The following is a 17,575-nucleotide window of genomic DNA, read 5'->3' on the forward strand; positions in this document are numbered from 1 at the left end:
CAAACTTTGGGTAAGCAATGACAGTTCAAATAATCACAATTGATGGTCCAAGTGGTTCGGGTAAGGGCACACTGGCTGCAAAAATAGCAGCCCATTATCAATTTCATTTACTTGATTCGGGAGCGTTATATCGCTTGTTGGGCCTGTCATTGCATCAACAAGATTTGTTGGATGCTTTGTCAAGCGAACTGAGTCAGTGTGTCGAAATTGCTAAACATTTAGACATACAATTTTTAAGTTCTGCACAAGGCACACAAGTCTTGCTCAATGGTGAGGATGTTAGTCAAACCATTCGAACTGAGCGAGTTGGTGAGTTTGCATCAAAAGTTGCAACAATTCCAGAGCTTAGAGCTGCGCTAGTCGATCGTCAGCATGCTTTTGCACAAGCACCAGGTTTGGTTGCAGATGGTCGAGACATGGCCACATCCATCTTTCCAGAGGCTCAAGCCAAGATTTATTTAACCGCTTCAGCCCAATCTCGTGCTGAACGCAGAGTAAAGCAGTTGCAGGGTATGGGGCTGGATGCTAAAATAAACGATATTTTAGCTAATATTGAGGCGCGTGATAAACGTGACATGGAGCGCGAAGTTGCTCCACTCAGACCAGCAGCTGATGCCTACATCATTGATAGTTCTGAATTGAACATTGATGAGGTGTTTCAGCTTATGACGGCTTATATCGATAAGCAATTAGCAAACTAACGAATTTTTATATTCAGCAGAAGCATAGCTTGATCAGTTCAAAATGGACTATGTAGACGCTTAACTAAACCGGCCTTGTCTGATCCAAGACCGCTGACTTTATCAGGTATATCATGACCGAATCTTTTGCAGCCCTCTTTGAAGAAAGCGAATTAAACCTCAACGTTGAAAAGGGTGCTGTCATCCAAGGCGTTGTAGTAAACATCGATTCTGATTGGGTAACAGTTGACACTGGCCTTAAATCAGAAGGTATTGTTGACCGCGCTGAATTCTTAAATGAACAACGCGAACTTGAAGTTCAAGTTGGCGACACTGTTGATGTTGTTGTTGAAGCGCTTGACAACGGCATGGGTCAAACAGTTTTATCACGTGAAAAAGCGAAACGTGCTGAAACTTGGACTAAACTTGAAAAAATCTTTGAAGACGGCGAAATCGTTACTGGTGTTATCTCTGGTAAAGTTAAAGGCGGTTTCACTGTTGACATCGGTCCAGTTCGTGCGTTCCTTCCAGGTTCTTTAGTTGATACTCGTCCTATTCGTGATACTACTCACTTAGAAGGTAAAGAGTTAGAATTTAAAGTAATCAAACTTGATGCTAAACGTAACAACGTTGTTGTATCTCGTCGTGCTGTTATGGAAGCTGAATCTTCAGCTGACCGTGAAGCTCTTCTTGCTCAGCTTGAAGAAGGTCAAACAGTTACTGGTACTATCAAAAATCTTACTGACTACGGAGCATTCGTTGACCTTGGCGGTATTGATGGTCTTCTTCACATCACTGACATGGCTTGGAAGCGTATCAAGCACCCATCAGAAGTTGTTGAAGTTGGTCAAGAAGTTACTGTTAAAGTACTTAAGTTTGACAAAGAACGTAACCGCGTATCTTTAGGTCTTAAGCAATTAGGCGAAGATCCATGGTTAGCGATCATGAACCGTTACCCTAAAGGTTCAATCGTTAAAGCTCGCGTAACTAACTTAACTGACTACGGCTGTTTCGCAGAAATCGCTGAAGGCGTTGAAGGTTTAGTACACGTTTCTGAAATGGATCACACTAACAAAAACATCCACCCATCTAAAGTTGTTCAGATTGGTGATGAAGTTGATGTTATGGTTCTTGAAGTTGACGAAGAGCGTCGTCGTATCTCTCTTGGTATCAAACAAACTCGTGCTAACCCATGGGAAGAGTTTGCTAAGAACCACGACAAAGGTGAAAAAGTTTCAGGTACTATCAAGTCAATCACTGACTTCGGTATCTTCATCGGTTTACCAGGCGGTATCGATGGTCTAGTTCACTTGTCTGATATTTCTTGGAACGAACAAGGCGAAGAAGCTATCCGTCGTTACAAGAAAGGTGACACAGTTGAAGCGGTTATCTTGTCTGTAGACGCTGAAGGCAACCGTATCAGCCTTGGTATCAAGCAAATGAACAGCGATCCGTTCAACGATTTCTTAGCTGCTAACGAACGCGGTGCGCTTGTAAAAGGTACTGTAACTGCTGTTGACGCTCGTGGCGCAACACTTAAGTTAGCTGACGAAGTTGAAGCGACTCTTAAAGCATCTGAAATCAACCGCGACCGCGTTGAAGATGCAACTAAGTTCCTTGAAGTTGGTCAAGAAGTTGAAGCGAAAATCATCAACGTAGATCGTAAATCTCGCTCTATCAACTTGTCTATCAAAGCGAAAGACGAAGCTGAAGAGAAAGAAGCAGTTGCTAACTTGAAGACAGCAACTACTGGTCAAGACAATGGTCCTAAGACTATTGGTGATTTGATCAAAGCTCAAATGGGCAACTAAGTAGATGTTTGAATTGTATTGTTAATGTAAGTTAACTAATACTTTTTACACAAATACAATAAACGGTAGCGTAGTATTCACTTATTACGCTACCGTTTTGTATTTAAACAGGTTATTATCAATCTATCTACAAGGTAGCTTGATAATTAAAGAGGTCGCAGATGACTACTGAAGCACTTAATAAGTCTGACTTAATAGAGCGTATTTCTCTTAAAAACCCGCACTTAGCAGAGCCATTAGTGGAAGAAGCTGTTAAGATTATGATTGATCAAATGATTGAATCTTTGTCTTCAGATAATCGTATTGAAATTCGTGGTTTTGGTAGTTTTGCACTCCATCACCGTGAACCTCGTGTTGGGCGTAATCCTAAAACGGGTAAGTCAGTAGAAGTGGCTGCTAAAGCTGTTCCACACTTCAAACCAGGTAAAGCATTACGTGATGCAGTAAACGAGACTGCAGGCGAATAAAATTTATTGGGGTGCTTATGCGTTACGTATTATTCGCATTATTAATTGTACTGTTTGGCTACTGCCTAGCTTTGGTACTACAAAACGGAACTGAGCTAACCGTTGATCTGTTGTTTATACAGGTTCCAGCAATGCGTTTAGGTCTATTGTTATTATTGACAATGGCTTTAGGGATTGTGTTGGGTTTGTTAATTGGTGTTCAGGTATTTCGTGTATTCCAGAAAGGTTGGGAAATTAAGCGACTACGTAAAGACATTGATCACCTTCGTAAAGAGCAGATTCAATCCGCTCAGCTGGCTGCTGCTGAAGCTGCAGCACATACAAGACATGAAAAAACGGTGTTAGATATCAATCCTAATGATCGTCCATCTACACCGCTTTAAGCCACAATATGAAGTAAGATTTCTATCTTAGAAGTATTGAAGCAAGTTTGATTTAAACGCCTTTGGTTATATAGCCAAAGGCGTTTTTTATTGTGATTTAAAATATTGATAACCATATAAAAAGTATATGAATAAATAACTTAGTTTGAATTTTAAATAGTTTTTAGAAAAATAGTCTTGGTCGTTTTAGGCTTAGTCCGTATAATGCCATAATTTTGTGAGTTTGAAGGGTCTCCCCATGAGTATTATTGTTGCCTTGGATGCAAAAAGTCATTATGACGCAATGACGATTGCTGGGCAATTAGACCCTCAATTATGCCGTGTAAAAGTCGGTAAAGAATTATTTACCCATGAAGGCTCATCTATTGTTAAAGCTTTACATGGTGAAGGCTTTGAAGTCTTTCTAGATCTAAAATTTCACGATATTCCAAATACGACTGCGCAAGCGGTATGTGCTGCTGCAGATATGGGTGTTTGGATGGTAAACGTCCATGCTTCAGGTGGCCGTAAAATGATGGAAACCTGTGTTGAGCGCTTAAAGGCTGGCAATTATAATACTCAACTAATTGCAGTAACGGTGTTAACCTCAATGGGCCGTGAAGACTTAGCTGATATTGGTCTGGATATTGAACCATTTGAACAAGTCAAGCGTTTAGCAAAACTGACTAAAGATAGTGGTTTAGATGGTGTGGTATGTTCAGCGCAAGAAGCAAAAATGCTGCGTGAGGCTTTGGGTTCAGAGTTTGCCTTGGTGACGCCGGGCATTCGCCCTGAGGGTTCAAGTGCGGATGACCAAAAGCGTATTGTAACGCCAAAACAAGCAATGTTAGACGGTGCAACACACCTAGTGATTGGTCGACCAATTACACAGTCTGCAAACCCGTGTCAGATGCTCAAAGATATTTTAGCGACGCTTTAAGCGACTAGAAATCTAAAAAGCCTTTCATTCGAAAGGCTTTTTTATGGATTAAATTTTAAAAAGAATTGTTGGTGAGCGAAGTGGCAATAGCAAAATAAAAAGACAGCATTGAATAGAGCGCTACGCTTTATAGTGCAGCCAATACGCTGACGACAATTGGTGCCAAAACTGACAGGATGAAACCGCTCACCATGGCATGTGGAATAAAGTCATTCCCACAGGCTTGTTTGACCATCGGTAGTGTAACATCCATTGCTGTAGCACCTGCAGATGAAATCGCAGAGCGGGGGTAACGCCAGCCAATGATATACATAAACACAATCGCAAAGATTTCTCTGAACAAATCATTCATCAGTGCAATACTGCCTAAATGTGCATTCTTTAACTCTGTGACCACAATGCCAGTCATGGAGTAGAAACCATAACCTTGAGATAACATAATCAAGTCTTTTAGTTGAATGCTCGGCACAAAATAGGCCGTTACAAACGCCCCGATAATTGAACCCAGAATACAACCAAGTGGAACGAGCAGTATTTTCCAGTTCAACCATGAGCGATCAAGTGGTGAATAGGCCAAATCAAGCCCGATCAGGAACATGAAAACCAGTAACAAGTTCCATGTACTGATATGAAGTGTATAGCCGAAACCTGAAGATAGCTCTGCCAAGCCATAACCCAAGGCCAGTGCGATAAATGCATAACTGATATTGATTAATGACTTGCTCACAAGGCTCATGGATACTTTGCCATGACTCGGTTGGTAGCCCAAAAGTTTAAATAATATGTAACAACAGACGAAAGCACCGATACTGGTCATAACTGCTAAAAGCGCTGCATGATTGAGTATCTGCCAAGGTTCGGCAATGCTATGCAAAGTCGTTGAAAACTCAATCGCAATTGCGATTAAGAGAATATACGTAAAATAGGGCAGGATTTGAAAGGCAAGTCGTTCAAGCCATTTGGGTAAACGACGCGCCAAAACAAATCCAAGTGCTAAACAAATAAGAAGCTGAAAAATCAACCAAAACGATTGCATGTCAAATAAAGTGTGAAAAAATACTAACTTATTATGACCGCGATCTTAATTTATTGCTTGACTATCTTGCTTAGAATTTAAAAAACGATAGTCTGCTGGATTGGCTTTTCGTGTTTTTAGCCAATACTTCCATGTATAGCTGGGCCATAAAGAGAAATTTTTCCCATCCGCTTGTTGATACCAGCTGACGCAGCCAGATTGCCAAATGGTATCTGTAAATTGACTTTGTAAATGCTGATTAAATTGATCTTGTGTATCTGCTTTCACAACGATTGCTTGGGATTGGGCTTTTTCTGCCATTTCGATGAGCTGTAGAATGTAATTGACTTGTGACTCAATCATAAAAATAACTGAGTTATGACCTAAGACTGTATTGGGTCCTAAAAGCTGGAATAAGTTTGGAAAGTCTTTGGTGCTAATTCCATAGTAACTTTCGGCCCCATCTTGCCACGTGTCTGTAAGCTCTACATGATTCAGCCCTGTACAGCTAAAGGGTTTAAGATAAATACGTGGGTCAGTCACAAAGCCTGTGCCATAGATGAGGCAGTCAATTGCACGTTTTTTTCCATCTTGGGTGATGATACTGTCCTCAGTTAATTCCAAAATATCATTGGTAACCAACTCAACATTTTTACGGTTAAAGCTTGGATAATATTTGTTGGAGACCAATATACGTTTACAACCCATAATATAGTTGGGAATCAACTTATTTGCAGTTGCAGGGTCTTTGACTTGATGGCGAATATAGGCTTCTGCTAGTTTTTGTGCATATTTCATGACCTGTGGTTTCATAATGGGAACTACACGAGATTCATTCGTCCAATACAGACGAGCTCGATGAAGTTTTCGAAACCAATCAAATCGATTAAACAGTGCTTTTTCAATGGGTAAATAACGACGTTCATCCCGAGGAATAACCCATGCAGCTGTCCTTTGTAGTACGTAGAGTTGCTTCACTTTTTCTGCAATTTCAGGAATATATTGAATCGCGCTACCCCCAGTGCCAATAGAGGCAACATTTTTATTGCTGAGGTCATAGTTATGATCCCACTGTGATGAATGGAAAACTTTGCCTTTAAACTTCTCGATACCCGCAATATGCGGAATTTGCGGTACATGCAGTGGACCAGATGCAAAAATGACAAATTGGGCGGTCAGAGTTTCATTTTGATTAAGGGTGAGTTGCCATAAACATTGATTTTCTAAGTAATGTGCAGCACTGACTTCGGTGTGAAAGCGGATATAAGACTGCAATTGATGTTCAGTAGTGAGTGTTTGGATGTATTGATAAATTTCAGGTGCTTCAGCATAACGTTTAGACCAGTCAGTCTTGGGTACAAAAGACAAAGAATAGAGATGTGACTGTACATCACAAGCAGCGCCCGGATATTGGTTTTCACGCCATGTACCACCTATCTCACTGGCCTTTTCCAAAATGACAAAATCACGAATATTATTTTGCAAAAGGCGAATAGCCATCGCTAAACCACCAAAGCCTGCACCAATAATGGCGATTTTTACCTGAGGGATTGTTGAATTTGCTGCCTGCATTTGTTTTTCCTTTTTGTTTTACTTTATTGTAGAGCAACTATCCAGAAGGTCTATGATAGCCCTGACAAGAAAATTGATAGATTCGGCAATTGTTGTACGCTAGGTGGCTGTAGTAAAACATAGGTCAATATTTTGCTTTTAATTGATTATGAAACGTTCTGTACTTGGCTTGATGTATTTGATTCAAGGAATGTGTAAAGCAGGAGTCGCAGTCGATCAAAAGTTACAAAGCATTGGCTTACGTGTGGAGTCGCTTGATCCGAATGCGATCATCCATCCTGCTCTAGAGTGGGATATTTTGAAAATCATTGCAGAGGATATTGAGCCTGAGCAAGGCTTGTTCATTGGTCAGCATTATGTCTTGGCGGGATATGGCCCTTTACTGATGTTATTGATGACCAGTCCAACGACACATACCGCGTTAGAACAGGGTATTCGCTATCAAAGTTTGACGCATTTGAGTGGTTTATTGGGTTTGAAAAAACAAAATGATCAAGTCGCACTGTGTTATCTACCGCGAGACCTACAAACGTCTGTGGGACAGTTGCGTGCACACTCTGAGATAGCGGGAACCTATAAGTTTTTACAAGATATTTATAAGATGATTGGGCTGGAAATGCCTGAGATTCGAATTACTTTACCTATTTCACGACCTGATGATGCGAAAAAACTGGCGCTCTATCAGCAGGTTTATGGTCAACAAGTGAGTTTTGGTACGCAGCAAGCTGAATTTTGGTTTGATGAATGGGTTTTAAATGTACCAATTCCTTCTGCAGATTTGATGACATTTAACGTTTATGCAGGCAAATGTCAGGCGGAATTACAACGTTTGGAAGAAACGGCAGAGCAACCAAGTCTGATTCAACGTGTACAGGATTATTTGGAGTTACAACGTGGTTTACTGCCGACCATGGCTGAAACCGCACAAGCGTTGAATTTGCCAGAGCGAACCTTAAGACACCAGTTGCAACAGTTAAATAGCAGTTATAAACAAATTCGTGAGCAATTAATGAAAGACCGTGCACTACATTTGATGGAATATCAGGAATATTCCATTGAAATGATTGCAGAGTTATTGGGTTACTCGGAGCCTGCAGCCTTTAATCATGCATTTAAACGGTGGTTTGGTTACAGTCCACGACAATATGGGAAATAGCCTAAGCATAATTATGCCAAAGTGTTATATATTAACTTTTCCACTCCGCTATAATTGATATAGCCTAAAAACAGTATTAAATGATATGTCAGATTTTAATTCACCTACCGCATTCAGTCCCTTATCTCCTGCAGAGCGTTATGCTCAAGCCTTAGCATCCGGGCAGTTCATGTCTGATGAGGCACAAGCTCAGGCCGTTCATGAGTTGGATCGCGTTTGGCATGAATTAATTCAACGTTTTAAGGCATCTAAAAAAGCATTCCGTCGTTTCCGCCGTCAAACTTCTCCCCGTGGTGTGTATATGTGGGGTGGTGTAGGCCGTGGTAAAACATGGTTGATGGATCAGTTTTATGACTCAATTCCATTTCGTCGTAAAACACGGATGCATTTTCACCATTTTATGCAACATGTACATCGTGAGCTCAACAAGCTTTCAGGTCAGCGTAACCCTTTAGATGCGGTTGCGGATCAAATTTATAAAGAAGCGGTGGTCATTTGTTTTGATGAGTTTTTTGTCTCAAACGTCACAGATGCTATGATTCTCAGTGATTTGTTCCAAAAGCTTTTTGCACGTGGCATTACCTTGGTGGCAACCTCAAACATTGCGCCAGATGGTTTATATAAAAACGGTATTCACCGCGATCGTTTCATTCCAACCATTGAAATGGTGAAACAGCAGTGTGTGATTTTAAATGTAGATGCAGGCGTGGACTATCGTTTGCGTGTTTTAAAGCAAGCGCAACTCTTTAAATCTCCTTTAACACATGAGCACCAACGTTGGATTGCGCAGCGTTTTAGCGCACTGACCCAAACCCAAACCATTTCAGATGAGCCGATTATTATTAATAATCGTATTGTAGAAACGGTCGGGCATACTGAAGATGTTTTATGGTGTGAGTATTCAGAGCTGTGTTTAAAACCACGTAGTCCTGCTGACTTTATCGAAATTGCAAATATTTATAATACGGTGTTGGTGAGTAATGTTCCGCATTTGACCGATTATCTTTCTGAAGGGACGCGTCGTTTTATTTATCTGGTCGATGAGTTTTATGACCGTGGGGTAAAACTGATTTTAACCTCAGAAGATACAATTATCGATTTGTACTCTGGTGATAAATTAGCCTTTGAAATTGAACGCACGCGTTCACGTTTATTGGAAATGCAATCAGATGATTACTTGAATGAAGCACATCGACAAATACAAGCTGAAGCAAGTAAACAGCAAGAAGAAATTTAAAAATATAAGCACCCAAAAGGGTGCTTTTTTATGTGCATTTTCATCGATTAATTTATCGACTTTTTTGAATAATCATGGCTTAATCAGGATTGAAAATAGGGAGAATATTGGTTTTAAGTGTAAAAAATATGCAAACCTGCACTTAAGTCTAATTTCGGCATTTCAAAAACTTAATAAACTACTAAAGAGCATTTTGTAAATTGATAATGCTTGTGCCTTGAGCAGTATTTTATTTGGTAGTTTGTATACTTTATTAAATAAAAAATGATCACTATTTCGCACGGTGATATTACTATTCAGCCAAGTTTAAATCGGTATACTAGAATCTCTTGTATAAAAAGTAGCAATATCAGGAAAGACAATGACTGCACGTATTCAAAAAGGCAAGTTAGCGATTGCTAAAGAACTTTACGATTTCATCGAAAATGAAGCACTTCCAGGTTCAGGTTTGGACAGTGAAACTTACTGGAAAAACTTTGAACAAGTCGTTGTCGATCTTAGCCCAAAGAACAAAGCACTATTGGCTAAGCGTGACGACATTCAAGCGAAGATCGATGAATGGCACCGCAACAACAAATTTGAACTTGGAGCTTACAAAGCTTTCCTTACTGAAATTGGCTACTTAGTACCAGAAGTAGAAGATTTCCAAATCAGCACAGAAAATGTAGATGAAGAAATCGCATTATTGGCTGGTGCGCAATTGGTGGTACCTGTGCGTAATGCACGTTACTGCTTAAATGCTGCAAACGCGCGTTGGGGCTCTTTATACGACGCACTTTACGGTTTTGACGTGATCCCAGAAGACGGTGGCGCGGAAAAAGGTAAAGGCTATAACCCTGTGCGTGGCGACAAAGTTATTGCATTTGCTAAAAACTTCTTAAATGAAATCTTCCCATTAGCAAATGGTTCGCATGCTGATGCGACAAAATATGCAGTTGAAGGCAAAAAGTTAGTTGTGACGTTAAAAGACGGTTCAACATCGACTTTGGCTAAAGAAGCACAATTTGTTGGTTTCAATGGCGAAGAATCTGCACCAACAGAAATTGTACTTTTAAACAACGGTTTACACGTTGTAATTGAAATTGATGCGAACAGCCCAATTGGTAAAACAGATGCCGCTGGCGTAAAAGATTTAGTTCTTGAAGCTGCTGTAACGACTATTCAGGATTTAGAAGATTCGATCGCTGCTGTAGATGCAGAAGAGAAAGTTGAAGGCTACCGTAACTGGTTAGGTTTGATGAAAGGTACACTTTCAGAGTCTATCGAGAAAAATGGTAAAACTGTTACGCGTACTTTGAATAAAGACCGTACGCACAAAAACTTGATTGGCGGTGAAACGAAACTTCATGGCCGTTCATTGATGCTACTTCGTAACGTGGGTCACCTCATGACCAATCCTGCGATTCTTGTAGATGGTGCTGAAATCTACGAAGGTATCATGGATGCATTAATCACTCCGCTATTGTCTTTCGCAGACATTAAAGGTGAAAACGAAAACAAGAACTCTCGTAAAGGTTCAATGTACATCGTAAAACCTAAAATGCATGGCCCTGAAGAAGTTGCTTTTGCTGTTGAGTTGTTTGAGCGTTCAGAACAAGCGCTTGGCTTGCCTGCAAAAACTTTAAAAATCGGTATCATGGATGAAGAACGTCGTACTTCTGTAAACTTGAAAAACTGTATTGCTCAAGCGAAAGACCGTACGATCTTCATTAACACGGGTTTCATGGACCGTACTGGAGATGAAATCCATACCTTTATGGAAGCAGGTCCATTCGTTCGTAAGGGCGAAGTGAAATCACAAATTTGGTTCCCAGCATATGAAAACCGTAACGTAATGATCGGTCTTCAAGCGGGCTTACGTGGTAAAGCACAAATTGGTAAAGGCATGTGGCCAAAACCAGATATGCTTTTAGACATGTACAAAACCAAGATTGAACATCCAGAAGCGGGCGCAAGCTGTGCATGGGTTCCTTCTCCATCTGGTGCTGTCATTCATGCGATTCACTATCACCAATGCAACGTGTCTGAGCGTCAAAAAGAATTATTGAATACAGAGCCTTTATCATTAGATGATTTGTTAACACCACCTTTAGCGACAGATACCAACTGGACTGAAGAAGAGAAAACCAAAGAGCTTGAAAATAACCTTCAAGGGATCTTGGGTTATGTTGTGCGTTGGGTTGACTTGGGTGTAGGTTGTTCGAAAGTTCCAGACATCAATAACGTGGGTTTAATGGAAGACCGTGCAACTTTACGTATTTCATCTCAACACGTTGCAAACTGGTTACGTCATGGCATCGTATCTGCGGCGCAAGTTGAAGAAGTGATGCAGCGTATGGCGAAAATCGTTGATGAACAAAACGTAAACGATCCGCTTTACACCCCTATGGCGCCAAACTTCGATGGTTATGCATACAAAGCAGCTTATGACCTTGTGTTTAAAGGTGGTGAGCAGCCATCAGGTTATACAGAACCACTTCTGCATGCTGCACGTTTGAAGTTAAAAGGTTATACAGGTGACTAATCTGTAAAGCTAAAAAAGCCTCTTAGGAGGCTTTTTTATTGGCTGGAATAAGTCGTATTGTGTCTATAGGGGGAGTCGATAGGTTCGATTTACTCACGTGTGAGAGGAGTCTATAGATTAGTGCTTGCTCAGAGCTATGAATGGGTTTAAGCGTGGGGTTGAATCAGTATCTCAACTAGACGATGCGGATAAAAGCCTTATACAATTCGCTATATAAATCTCGTCATACTATTGTTAACCATCAAGTTGGATGAAAATCCATGTGCGCTAATTTTAAACCTCTAACCCTTGCTCAAGTACAACAGTTTGGTCTACCTGAAATTCCGTTTGATTATGTCGAAGAAGTCTATCCTGGTTATGAGCTACCCTTATTGTTTAAATCAAATTTAGGTTTTGAGTGGCGTAAGGTACATTTTGGTTTAATACCGAAATGGGCCGAAGATAAGAGTATTGCAACGAAAACCTATAATGCTCGAAGTGAGACACTCTTGCAAAAGGCTAGTTTTATTGAGGCCACTTCCAAATATCAGTTTGGGGTGATTCCCGTTTTTGAATTTTATGAGTCCAAATATATAGAACAAAAGCCGCAGAGATGGGGTGTTAGACGACAGGATGGTCAGGTGATATTTGTTGCTGCACTTTATGAAATCTGTCGCATAGCAGGCGAGGTAGTGCGTTCAGCAACTATGCTTACGATGGATGCTATAGACCATCCAATGATGCGGGAGTTTCATGAGCCAGGTGATGTGAAGCGCTCAGTGATTGTGATTCCACATGAACGCTTAGAGCAGTGGCTCAGCTGGAAATCACCAAATATTCAATCTTTTGTACAAGGCTTTCCTGTTGGAGAGTTTGAATGTTCACATGTGCCGAAAATAAAAGTCGAAAAAGAGAGTCCCCAACTCAACTTTTTCGACTTTTAAACGGTTTAGCGAGCTAAATTTTTAAACACGTGTTTTAAGCTTTCCATCATTTTTTCAATTTGCAAAGGTGTTAAGCCTTCAAATGATTGCTCAAGTACAACACTGGTGAGATCATTGATCTTATTGGTCATTTCAACACCTTTTTCGGTGAGAAGAACACGGGTGATACGTGCATCATCTTCACAAGAATAAGTTTCAACCAATCCTTCATCCTTTAACCGATAGACAATTTTGGTAGTTGTTGACATTTTAGAGACCACCATGTCAGACAAATCAGAAACACTGGCATGTGGCTTTGAATCTAGAGCCAGTAAAATACGACGACGTGAGTTATCTAAACCATACTTTTTTAAAGCGTGATCGACATTGAGTACATACTGTGCATGTACTTGTGTTACCCAGTAAAATGGAAAACTTTCTAAAGAAAAATCTTCAGAACCTGGTAGGAACTTACTGTACTTTTTGGTCATGTGACGGATTCCCCGTGAATCGTATTTTTATTTTATAGATCATTTGAACACATTTTATGTGAACACTCATACACTTATCAATACAAAATTACTGGATTTTTCATCATAAAGAAAATCTGTTAATGGATATCCTTCGTCAGTAATCAAGAAAAGTTAAGCGTGGCTGTTTAGAAGAGACAGGGCATAACTGTCTTTATCCTGATGGAAGCTCACAATACTTTGCGCAAATTGTACAACTTCATCTTCGACTTCAGCATTCTGGTGAGAATCCAAAGAAAGTTTAGCCATAGGAAAACCGTCCTGTAGAACGATAGGCAAGTGCATTTCAAACTTTTGGTTATTATGCGAAACCACAACTTTAACTTGATGCTGATCAAATGAGGAGTCCAAATGCAGATATGCGCCTTCATAGCTAGTATTGGCAAGCATTTTTGACGTCTTATTGAAGGTCAATGCTTTTTCATTGTTCATAGCGATGAATCCTGTCTTCGATTACTTTGATCGGATTGTCAATCCGTGCATCCTTGGTTTGGGTAATTGACCACTTTTACAACAATGCTGGCCGTGTTTCATTTTAGTGAAAAAAATGGATTTGTGAACTAGTGTTTTTAACAAAAAGTGTCATTTATTAAAATCATAATTGTAGTGAATTGATATTTTTTAATTATTATTAAAATAAATAATTAAATAAAAACAATAATTTGGTTTTTATTTAAGATGTGTTTTATTAGAAAAACTAAAAAATGACCGCCGAGTCTAATCTTTATGGAATGCGACAATTGGCATTAAGTGACAAAATTTCGAACAGAGATTTCGATATTTTTATGTATTTTTTGCATAATAAGTGGTCGAATATTAAAATTTTGTTAAAAACCATAAAAAAATTATTACAAGCCACACATCTCAGGCATAATTATTTCATCTTTAGTTGAACAGGTCACAAATATGGATCCGTCGCCGTGCAGGTCTATGCTTTTAAAACAGAAACATAATTCTGGAGTAATAAAATAATGGAATTTTTATTAGATCCGGGAATATGGGTAAGTTTACTTACGCTTATTATATTAGAAATTGTTTTAGGTATTGATAACCTAGTCTTTATTGCCATTTTGGCTGAAAAACTTCCCCCTGAGCAACGCGATAAAGCGCGTGTCATTGGTCTGTCGCTTGCACTTTTAATGCGTTTGGGCTTGTTGTTTATCATCACTTGGTTAGTCACGTTGACTCGACCGCTGATTACTGTCTTAGATTGGACATTCTCTGGGCGAGATCTGATTCTTTTATTTGGTGGCTTGTTCCTAGTCTATAAAGCCGTTACCGAATTGCATGAAAAAATTGAAGGTAAGCCCGAAGTTAAGCTGACCACCAATGTGGTCTACGCAGGTTTCACCGCAGTTGTGGCACAGATTGTGATCCTTGACGCGGTGTTCTCACTGGATTCGGTGATTACCGCGATTGGTATGGTCGACAACATTAATGTGATGATGGTGGCTATGGTCGTTGCCATGGTGGTCATGCTGTTGGCGTCAAAACCATTAATGACTTTTGTAAACCGTCATCCGACTGTGGTCATATTGTGTTTAAGCTTCTTACTGTTGATTGGTATTAGCCTGATTGCGGAAGGTTTCGGCTTCCACATTCCTAAAGGCTACATCTATTCGGGTATTGGTGTTGCCATTGCGATTGAAGCCTTTAACCAATTTGGTGAGCGCAATGCGGCAAAACATGAAGCGAAAATTCCACTGCGTCATCGTACTGCGGATTCTATTTTGAAACTCATGGGTGGCAAGCTCCAAGCTGAAGATCCTGATCAGCTTCAAGCGCAAGAAACTTTTGCGGATGAAGAGCGTTATATGATTGGCGGTGTACTGACATTGGCTGAACGTTCGGTCGCGTCGATCATGACACCGCGTAGTCAAATTTCGTGGGTCAATCTTGATGATTCACCTGAGAAAATTCGTGAACAGGTACTGTCTGTGCCGCACAGTTTATTTCCTGTGTGCCGCGGTAGCTTGGATAAAGTGATCAGTATTGCGCGCGCCAAAGAATTGCTCGATGTCTTAGATGATGAAGAGCAATTGAAAGACTTGATCAAACGTCATCGTCCAATTTACATTTTTGAAAAAATGAAAGTCATTGATGCGATTAATACGTTAAGAACGTCTAAAGGTTCATTGGTTTTGGTGAGCGATGAGTTTGGTAATGTGCAGGGCCTTGTTTCACCGCTTGACGTATTTGAGGCGATTGCTGGTGAATTCCCCGATGCCGATGAGCAACTTGATTTGGTGAAGGTTGATGATCAGACGTGGAAGGCGACAGGCATGCTGGATTTATATCAGCTTGAACTGGAACTTGGGATGATCGATTTGGTTGAAGAAGATGCGGGCTATATTAGTGTTGCTGGTTTAATCCTAGATAAAACCCACGGTGATGTACACGTTGGAACTCAATTGGACTACCGTGGTGTTCACTTTGAAGTGCTTGAGTTGGATTCAAATCGAATTAAGACAGTCAATATCACCTATCGTACTGCTTAATCATTGCAAAACTAGATTGTGAGAAAAATGTCAGCTTTGTGCTGGCATTTTTTCTGCTTATAAAATAAGCGCTATGCACTTAAATAAAAAGCAGTTATTCTATGCCCGCAATTGGGCTGTCGTATTTGGTCCTTGACGTTATCGGTTTGGTGAAGACATTTTTTTCTATACCTGTGGTCGTCAAAGCATTGCATTTAGACCATGGCAGTAAAACAAGTGATCAAAATAAGAATGGAAACACTTCATGCAACTTTTGGAAAAGGTCATTGATTTTAAAAAGCTTTCAGTAGAGAAAAAACAAGTTCTATTTGAAGAGCTTGAAACTTTTGATCGACAGATTTTCCCAAATGCAATCCCAGAAGAACTACATCAATTGGTGTATAACCCTGATGTAGTGGCATTGCCAATTATTCGTTTTTATCATCGCGGAAAAATAGTTGGGCAAAATATTATTGCCATCTTGAAGCTTAAGACAGCGCATCAACCCTTATATATTCTTAGCTCGCGTGCCGCTTTTTTACCAGACTACCGAAATCAAAATAGAACACTTTTATCCGCAATTCGACTGACCTTGGGTTATCGTTTAAAATATCCTACGCGTCAGTTATGGTTTGTTTCGAGTTTAATGCAGCCAAAAGTATATCGGCTGTTTGCTTCACGTTCAAAACGTTTTTATCCGCGTGCAGAAGTGTCAATGCCTGAGGATCATTTACAGGTTCTTGATCTCATGCAAAACCGTCATGTGAATGTGCAACAGCGCAGTGATGATGTGTTTGTGCATCCTTGTGTACTGCCCAGACCACACCTGAACAATTGATTCGGCTTCGAAATCGAGCCAGTCGTCATATCAACTTTTATATGCAACATACGCCTGATTATTTTGTTGGTATGGGCTTGATGTGTATCTGTAAATTAGATCTGTTGACTCTGCTAGAAGCGGCGATAAACGTGTTTTTAGGGCGAGAAGTTGCCTAAGCAGAAACTCTCGCCATACTTTATTTAGGCTGAAGTACGGATAAGCTGTATATCTGCATATTCATAAATGGTTTCAGCTTTCATTTGATGAATGTGATCCATAAACGCTACATTAAAACTTCCTGTGCTTTGGCTTTGGGTATAAGCAAGTTGCCCCGCAATGGCAAAGTGGACATGCGCAGACAGCGCTGCAATGACAGGATTGGTGACGGCGCTATAGGCTGCAATTAATGCACCAAGGGCACAACCCGTAGCAGTAACTTTAGGTTGTAAATGCGAACCACCATTGACTTGGATTACAACATCAAGTTGTTTGGAAAGGATGTAGTCAGACTCGCCAGAAATGGCAATGATTTCAGCCTGTGCTAAAAGTGTTTTTGCTTGATGGTAGACATCGGCACTGCTTGCTGTACTGTCAACGCCTTTGGTTTCGATCTGGTTCCCTGCAAGTGTGCTGATTTCCGATGCATTGCCACGAATAACGGTGGGTTGATAAGCTAAAAGTTGATCTACCATTTCAGAGCGCCATTTTAAAAATGGCCCATATCCTACAGGGTCTAATACCCAAGGTATGTTTTGCTGCTGTGCGGTTTGTGCCGAGATTTGCATGGCTTGCATTTGTTCAGAGGTTGGTGTACCTAGGTTAATACTGAGCGCTGCACTAATACTGGTGAAACTTTCCGCCTCAAAGGGATTATCAATCATGGCAGGTGAGGCGCCCGCAGCCAATAAAACGTTGGCTGCATAGTTAGCAGCCACACTGTTGGTGATACATTGCACCAAAGGTTGTTGCGTTTGCAGCGCAGTCCAAGCTTCAGCAACATATGCTACCAAGACATCGGTTTGGTCTTGAATCGATTGTTTTGTGTTAAGCAAGGACAAGTCTAAAAGCTGGGTCATAGTGGG

The 17,575-nt window shown here is 40.4% G+C and carries 16 protein-coding genes; 11 read left to right on the forward strand and 5 right to left on the reverse strand.

Annotated features, from left to right (window positions below):
• Window positions 1-17 precede the first annotated feature (17 nt).
• The 5 genes from cmk (at window position 18) to pyrF (ending at window position 4,260) form a co-directional block, all read left to right on the forward strand.
• Window positions 18-701, forward strand: a complete 684-nt coding sequence (gene cmk / locus ACF8FD_RS05275; protein WP_004984817.1) for a (d)CMP kinase — start codon at window positions 18-20, stop codon at window positions 699-701.
• A 113-nt stretch (window positions 702-814) separates the two neighbouring features.
• A complete protein-coding gene (rpsA, locus tag ACF8FD_RS05280) occupies window positions 815-2,491 on the forward strand; it encodes a 30S ribosomal protein S1 (protein ID WP_004696863.1) in 1,677 nt (558 codons plus the stop codon).
• Window positions 2,492-2,652: 161 nt separating this feature from the next.
• Window positions 2,653-2,958 (forward strand): integration host factor subunit beta, encoded by a 306-nt coding sequence (locus tag ACF8FD_RS05285; protein WP_114837717.1) that lies wholly within the window; start codon window positions 2,653-2,655, stop codon window positions 2,956-2,958.
• Window positions 2,959-2,975: 17 nt separating this feature from the next.
• Entirely contained in the window at window positions 2,976-3,341 is a 366-nt protein-coding gene (locus tag ACF8FD_RS05290; protein ID WP_004696867.1) for a lipopolysaccharide assembly protein LapA domain-containing protein, read from the forward strand.
• A gap of 238 nt (window positions 3,342-3,579) precedes the next feature.
• Window positions 3,580-4,260: an orotidine-5'-phosphate decarboxylase gene (gene pyrF / locus ACF8FD_RS05295; RefSeq protein ID WP_004984814.1), complete on the forward strand. Its 681-nt coding sequence runs from the start codon at window positions 3,580-3,582 to the stop codon at window positions 4,258-4,260.
• A 127-nt stretch (window positions 4,261-4,387) separates the two neighbouring features.
• Here pyrF and ACF8FD_RS05300 read toward each other — a convergent pair whose 3' ends face one another.
• Window positions 4,388-5,296: a lysine exporter LysO family protein gene (locus ACF8FD_RS05300; RefSeq protein WP_004984813.1), complete on the reverse strand. Its 909-nt coding sequence runs from the start codon at window positions 5,294-5,296 to the stop codon at window positions 4,388-4,390.
• A 45-nt stretch (window positions 5,297-5,341) separates the two neighbouring features.
• Window positions 5,342-6,847 (reverse strand): NAD(P)/FAD-dependent oxidoreductase, encoded by a 1,506-nt coding sequence (locus tag ACF8FD_RS05305; protein WP_234305019.1) that lies wholly within the window; start codon window positions 6,845-6,847, stop codon window positions 5,342-5,344.
• A gap of 148 nt (window positions 6,848-6,995) precedes the next feature.
• Here ACF8FD_RS05305 and ACF8FD_RS05310 point away from each other — a divergent pair, with 148 nt between their 5' ends.
• The 4 genes from ACF8FD_RS05310 to ACF8FD_RS05325 all read left to right on the forward strand — a co-directional run bounded on the left by ACF8FD_RS05310 (window position 6,996) and on the right by ACF8FD_RS05325 (window position 12,687).
• Window positions 6,996-8,003: an AraC family transcriptional regulator gene (locus tag ACF8FD_RS05310; protein WP_205666733.1), complete on the forward strand. Its 1,008-nt coding sequence runs from the start codon at window positions 6,996-6,998 to the stop codon at window positions 8,001-8,003.
• Window positions 8,004-8,088: 85 nt separating this feature from the next.
• On the forward strand, window positions 8,089-9,240 hold the full coding sequence (zapE, locus tag ACF8FD_RS05315) for a cell division protein ZapE (RefSeq protein ID WP_004696878.1): 1,152 nt from the start codon (window positions 8,089-8,091) through the stop codon (window positions 9,238-9,240).
• 361 nt (window positions 9,241-9,601) lie between these two features.
• Window positions 9,602-11,764: a malate synthase G gene (locus tag ACF8FD_RS05320; protein ID WP_279679080.1), complete on the forward strand. Its 2,163-nt coding sequence runs from the start codon at window positions 9,602-9,604 to the stop codon at window positions 11,762-11,764.
• Between the two features lie 260 nt (window positions 11,765-12,024).
• Window positions 12,025-12,687, forward strand: coding sequence for an SOS response-associated peptidase family protein (locus ACF8FD_RS05325; RefSeq protein WP_125274460.1), 663 nt, complete (start codon window positions 12,025-12,027; stop codon window positions 12,685-12,687).
• Between the two features lie 5 nt (window positions 12,688-12,692).
• Here the strand turns inward: ACF8FD_RS05325 and ACF8FD_RS05330 are convergent, their stop codons facing one another.
• Window positions 12,693-13,157: a MarR family winged helix-turn-helix transcriptional regulator gene (locus tag ACF8FD_RS05330; protein WP_004696885.1), complete on the reverse strand. Its 465-nt coding sequence runs from the start codon at window positions 13,155-13,157 to the stop codon at window positions 12,693-12,695.
• A 153-nt stretch (window positions 13,158-13,310) separates the two neighbouring features.
• The gene (locus tag ACF8FD_RS05335; RefSeq protein ID WP_125274462.1) at window positions 13,311-13,628 is read right to left on the reverse strand and encodes a hypothetical protein; all 318 of its coding nucleotides are present in this window, start codon (window positions 13,626-13,628) and stop codon (window positions 13,311-13,313) included.
• Between the two features lie 539 nt (window positions 13,629-14,167).
• Here ACF8FD_RS05335 and ACF8FD_RS05340 point away from each other — a divergent pair.
• Entirely contained in the window at window positions 14,168-15,694 is a 1,527-nt protein-coding gene (locus ACF8FD_RS05340; protein ID WP_004696888.1) for a TerC family protein, read from the forward strand.
• Window positions 15,695-15,938: 244 nt separating this feature from the next.
• Window positions 15,939-16,511 (forward strand): hypothetical protein, encoded by a 573-nt coding sequence (locus tag ACF8FD_RS05345; RefSeq protein ID WP_234305018.1) that lies wholly within the window; start codon window positions 15,939-15,941, stop codon window positions 16,509-16,511.
• Window positions 16,512-16,693: 182 nt separating this feature from the next.
• Here the strand turns inward: ACF8FD_RS05345 and thiM are convergent, their stop codons facing one another.
• Window positions 16,694-17,569, reverse strand: a complete 876-nt coding sequence (gene thiM / locus ACF8FD_RS05350) for a hydroxyethylthiazole kinase (RefSeq protein WP_234305017.1) — start codon at window positions 17,567-17,569, stop codon at window positions 16,694-16,696.
• Window positions 17,570-17,575: the final 6 nt, after the last annotated feature.

The sequence above is a fragment of the Acinetobacter sp. TYF_19 genome (genome assembly GCF_043105125.1).
Classification (GTDB): Bacteria; Pseudomonadota; Gammaproteobacteria; order Pseudomonadales; family Moraxellaceae; genus Acinetobacter; species Acinetobacter johnsonii.

What these genes read in the sequence shown, in the direction of transcription:
- thiM (WP_234305017.1), bottom strand. Translation starts at nt 17,569, where the DNA reads ATGACCCAGCTTTTAGACTTGTCCTTGCTTAACACAAAACAATCGATT.
- zapE (WP_004696878.1), top strand. Translation starts at nt 8,089, where the DNA reads ATGTCAGATTTTAATTCACCTACCGCATTCAGTCCCTTATCTCCTGCA.
- ACF8FD_RS05305 (WP_234305019.1), bottom strand. Translation starts at nt 6,847, where the DNA reads ATGCAGGCAGCAAATTCAACAATCCCTCAGGTAAAAATCGCCATTATT.
- ACF8FD_RS05285 (WP_114837717.1), top strand. Translation starts at nt 2,653, where the DNA reads ATGACTACTGAAGCACTTAATAAGTCTGACTTAATAGAGCGTATTTCT.
- ACF8FD_RS05310 (WP_205666733.1), top strand. Translation starts at nt 6,996, where the DNA reads ATGAAACGTTCTGTACTTGGCTTGATGTATTTGATTCAAGGAATGTGT.
- pyrF (WP_004984814.1), top strand. Translation starts at nt 3,580, where the DNA reads ATGAGTATTATTGTTGCCTTGGATGCAAAAAGTCATTATGACGCAATG.
- cmk (WP_004984817.1), top strand. Translation starts at nt 18, where the DNA reads ATGACAGTTCAAATAATCACAATTGATGGTCCAAGTGGTTCGGGTAAG.
- ACF8FD_RS05300 (WP_004984813.1), bottom strand. Translation starts at nt 5,296, where the DNA reads ATGCAATCGTTTTGGTTGATTTTTCAGCTTCTTATTTGTTTAGCACTT.
- ACF8FD_RS05330 (WP_004696885.1), bottom strand. Translation starts at nt 13,157, where the DNA reads ATGACCAAAAAGTACAGTAAGTTCCTACCAGGTTCTGAAGATTTTTCT.
- ACF8FD_RS05335 (WP_125274462.1), bottom strand. Translation starts at nt 13,628, where the DNA reads ATGAACAATGAAAAAGCATTGACCTTCAATAAGACGTCAAAAATGCTT.
- ACF8FD_RS05325 (WP_125274460.1), top strand. Translation starts at nt 12,025, where the DNA reads ATGTGCGCTAATTTTAAACCTCTAACCCTTGCTCAAGTACAACAGTTT.
- ACF8FD_RS05320 (WP_279679080.1), top strand. Translation starts at nt 9,602, where the DNA reads ATGACTGCACGTATTCAAAAAGGCAAGTTAGCGATTGCTAAAGAACTT.
- rpsA (WP_004696863.1), top strand. Translation starts at nt 815, where the DNA reads ATGACCGAATCTTTTGCAGCCCTCTTTGAAGAAAGCGAATTAAACCTC.
- ACF8FD_RS05340 (WP_004696888.1), top strand. Translation starts at nt 14,168, where the DNA reads ATGGAATTTTTATTAGATCCGGGAATATGGGTAAGTTTACTTACGCTT.
- ACF8FD_RS05290 (WP_004696867.1), top strand. Translation starts at nt 2,976, where the DNA reads ATGCGTTACGTATTATTCGCATTATTAATTGTACTGTTTGGCTACTGC.
- ACF8FD_RS05345 (WP_234305018.1), top strand. Translation starts at nt 15,939, where the DNA reads ATGCAACTTTTGGAAAAGGTCATTGATTTTAAAAAGCTTTCAGTAGAG.